Source organism: Nostoc sp. 'Peltigera membranacea cyanobiont' 213, assembly GCF_002245975.1.
In the GTDB taxonomy this organism is placed as follows: domain Bacteria; phylum Cyanobacteriota; class Cyanobacteriia; order Cyanobacteriales; family Nostocaceae; genus Nostoc.
This window is the reverse complement of sequence record NZ_NOLI01000287.1, coordinates 1-3,556: the sequence shown is the minus strand read 5'-3', so window position 1 is coordinate 3,556 and position 3,556 is coordinate 1. Positions and strand designations below refer to the sequence as shown.

Here is a 3,556-nt window from a genome sequence, read left to right as displayed (position 1 = left end):
GGCTCTTTCGATGAAAATCCGCAACTGGTGTTTGAAGAAGTCGCCATAGACTCCACCTATATTCAGATGGAAACCACAGAAAATACTGTGGGCGAACTATCGATTAGAGAAACTTCTTTAGATATTAATTTTGGAGAAAACTTAGATTCAGCCCAAACACAACCAGAAATATTAGAGACTGAGGATAACAATAATTTAGAAACTGCCTTTGAATTCCCAATAAACAGAGATTTTGAAGATATAGAGTTGGGTTTCACAAATGATTTGTTGTTTACAGAAACTGCTCTATTAGAATCAACAAACCAGGAAGAATTAAGAGAAAATGCGACATCACAAGATGTCAATGACTTCACACAAACGGTTATTCAAGAAAATCTAGAAACCAATTTTTGGGAGCTAGGAGAGACATCTGAAGCGCTACCAGTGTCAGATCAAGAAAATGCTATTGTTGCCTCGACTGAAGAATTGGCAAGCACACAAGTAACTGCTCCAGATGATGATTTTGCAGACTTGGAAGCATTACTAGGAGAGGAAGTAGTACTTAACCCCAAAGCTACCTCAATACCAGAACTAGATTTTGCAGCCCTGGAAGAATTGCTTGGTACAGATAACGAAAGCGATGTCTCCGATGGGCTACGCCAACGCCAGCCCTTTAACGCTCAACCAGTCTTGGCGAAAAATACCATTCCATCACTAGCCATAGATGAATTTGGTGACTTGGAGAAGTTGCTAGCAGAAGCGGATCAAACAATATCCCATTCACCAGCAGCCAAATCAAACACCAGCAAAGCTCCCCGTCCCTCTACTCGTCGGGCTGCAAGATTTGAAGAAACGATGAAGGTTCCAGTTAAACAACTGGACGATATGAGTAATTTAGTCGGGGAGTTGGTGGTAAACCGCAATACCTTAGAGCAAGATCATGAACGGCTACGCCAGTCATTAGATAACTTGCTGATTCAGGTGCAACAACTCTCGGATGTGGGTGCAAGAATGCAAGAGTTGTACGAGCGATCGCTCCTAGAAGCTTCTCTGTTAGCTGGACGCAAAAAGAAAGACTCTGGCTTACAAGCGCCTGATTTCAATGCTGATAGGGGTTTTAGCGAGTTAGAAATGGATCGTTTTACTCCCTTCCATACACTCTCACAGCAGATGATTGAGCGCATTGTGCGAGTGCGTGAGTCAGCTAGCGACATTGATTTTGTCACCGAAGAAACCGAGCGAGTCGCAAGGCAATTCCGCCAAGTAACCACCCAGCTACAAGAGGGATTAACTAGAGCGCGAATGGTTCCTTTTGCTCAAACTATCGATCGCTGGCGGCGAGGAGTGCGCGACAACGCCATCAAGTGTGGCAAACAAGTGGAGTTGGTAATCGAAGGTGGCGATACCTTAATTGACAAGATGATTTTGGATCATCTGACCGATCCGTTAACTCACATGCTGAATAATGCGATCGCTCACGGTATTGAAACCCCAGAAGAACGACAAGCGGCTGGTAAACCACCTGTAGGAATCATTACTATCCGTGCCTTCCACCAAGGGAACCAAACGATCATTTCTGTCGGCGATGATGGCGCAGGCATAGATTCTGCCAAGGTTAAGGCTAAGGCGGTGAAGATTGGCATGATTACAGAAGCGCAGGCAAAAGCGATGTCTCGCCTGGAAGTTTACGATTTGCTGTTCCAGTCTGGTTTTACGATTAAAGACCAAGCCGATGAAATTTCCGGTCGTGGTGTGGGTATGGATGTAGTGCGTTCCGAGATTAGCGAAATTCGGGGGACAGTTAACACCGATTCTGCGATCGGCAAGGGAACTACCTTCACAATTCGTCTACCACTGACTCTGAGTATTTGTAAAGCCCTCTGCTGCGTCTCCGATCGCTCTAGAATCGCTTTCCCAATGGACGGTGTAGAAGATACGCTGGATATCCCAGTGAAAAATATTCAGCACGATGCCAATGGCCAATCATTTATTTCTTGGCGCGATACGGTGCTGCCATTCCGTCCTTTAAAAGAACTTTTAACCTTCAATCGGCAAATCAGTCGCGGTAATGTCTATGGCGGTACGCGAGATGATGACATGGTTTCTGTGGTCGTAGTGCGATCGGCAAATACCATGATTGCTCTACAGATTGACCTGGTGTTAAGCGAACAAGAAATTGTAATTAAGCAATTTGAAGGGCCAGCACCTAAACCCATTGGTGTCGCTGGTGCTACAGTCCTGGGTGATGGTCGGATTATGCCTATTGCTGACGTGCTGGAAATCATTGACATCTTCCAGGGACGGATTTCTACACAAATGGGTGGCAATTCTTGGCAACAGAAAGGGGTTCCTCAAGACACCTCTCCTGCGAAGATTGACCCGACAGTGTTAATCGTGGATGACTCCATTACAGTCCGAGAATTGCTATCCCTGACATTTAACAAAGCAGGTTATCGCGTCGAACAGGCGCGTGATGGTCAAGAAGCCTGGGATAAACTCCGCTCTGGTCTGCCTTGCGATATCGTATTTTGCGACATCGAAATGCCTCGTTGCGATGGTCTGGAATTACTCTCTCGCATTCAAAAAGACTCTAACCTCAACCATCTACCGATCGCAATGCTCACCTCGCGGGGTGCAGACAAGCACAGACAAATTGCCGCTCAACTCGGTGCAAGTGGCTACTTTACCAAGCCCTACCTCGAAGAAGCTCTCCTCGAAGCGGCGGCACGGATGTTGAAAGGGGAAAAACTTGTTAGCACTACGAGTAATGTTTAGTGACATTCCCACCCACCCCTAGAAGGGGTGGGATTCTTAGTTCATCCAGTCCACAAAAAATGATTAATTTCCTAATCAAATCCGTGCGAAGTTAGCTAGCAACAACGAGCAAACCAGTTTCTTAAATGTTGAGGATTTATTAATCGGAAAATGGAGCAGTTGCAGAGATACTTGGAAGTTTCTGACGAGCAGGTGTTAGGGGCGGTGAGTTTGGAGATGCTGTCACCAGTGACTAGAAGTGTTATAAAGATAGACACTGGTGAAAAGCTAGAAATTGATGTGAATAGTCTCCATTAGGGGAAGTAATTATCAAGAAAAAGGCAAAGTCAAAGACCCTGTTAAATATTTCGCAAAATAGCTAAAATTAAGATTTAGAATCGCCGGAATTGTCTGTTTGTATGCAAACTTGCTCTATAACGAAGTACCCGCAGGGTATTGTGCCCCTACCGACAAATTAGGGTTCCAGCTAAATGGCAACATTGCTCTGCTGAGTTTAGGTATTGTCAGTGTTGAGTTGCTCCATTCTGGATTCTCCACTCACACTTGTCTATTAATTACGTAAGTTTTATATAAAGTACTACAGCTAACCTGCTTTTAGTACTGAATCTCAAATTTGCACTGTCTTCTGCTCAACTTTAGATATATCGGAGGAACAAATTTGGTATACCTAATCATTTGTCTATACCAAAATCTACGTTAGAAAGATAACAGAGTGAACTACCCCAACTTACCGAGTCCGGTTGAAGTTGGGGCTTCTGTAATCACAGGGGAGTGCCTAAACTTAGACTTTCGCCCAAGAGTA

Annotated in this window: 2 protein-coding genes; both read left to right on the top strand. The window is 44.7% G+C overall.

Going from position 1 to position 3,556, the window contains the following annotated elements:
* Positions 1-2,754, top strand: a 2,754-nt coding sequence (locus CDG77_RS34005) for a hybrid sensor histidine kinase/response regulator (protein ID WP_190234152.1), incomplete at its 5' end; no start/stop codon positions are given.
* A gap of 150 nt (positions 2,755-2,904) precedes the next feature.
* Positions 2,905-3,051, top strand: coding sequence for a hypothetical protein (locus CDG77_RS37225; protein WP_181154209.1), 147 nt, complete (start codon positions 2,905-2,907; stop codon positions 3,049-3,051).
* The last annotated feature ends 505 nt before the right edge of the window (positions 3,052-3,556 follow it).

Bases quoted from the DNA above. Each gene is read 5' to 3' on its own strand.
- CDG77_RS37225 (WP_181154209.1), top strand. From the start codon at position 2,905: ATGGAGCAGTTGCAGAGATACTTGGAAGTTTCTGACGAGCAGGTGTTA.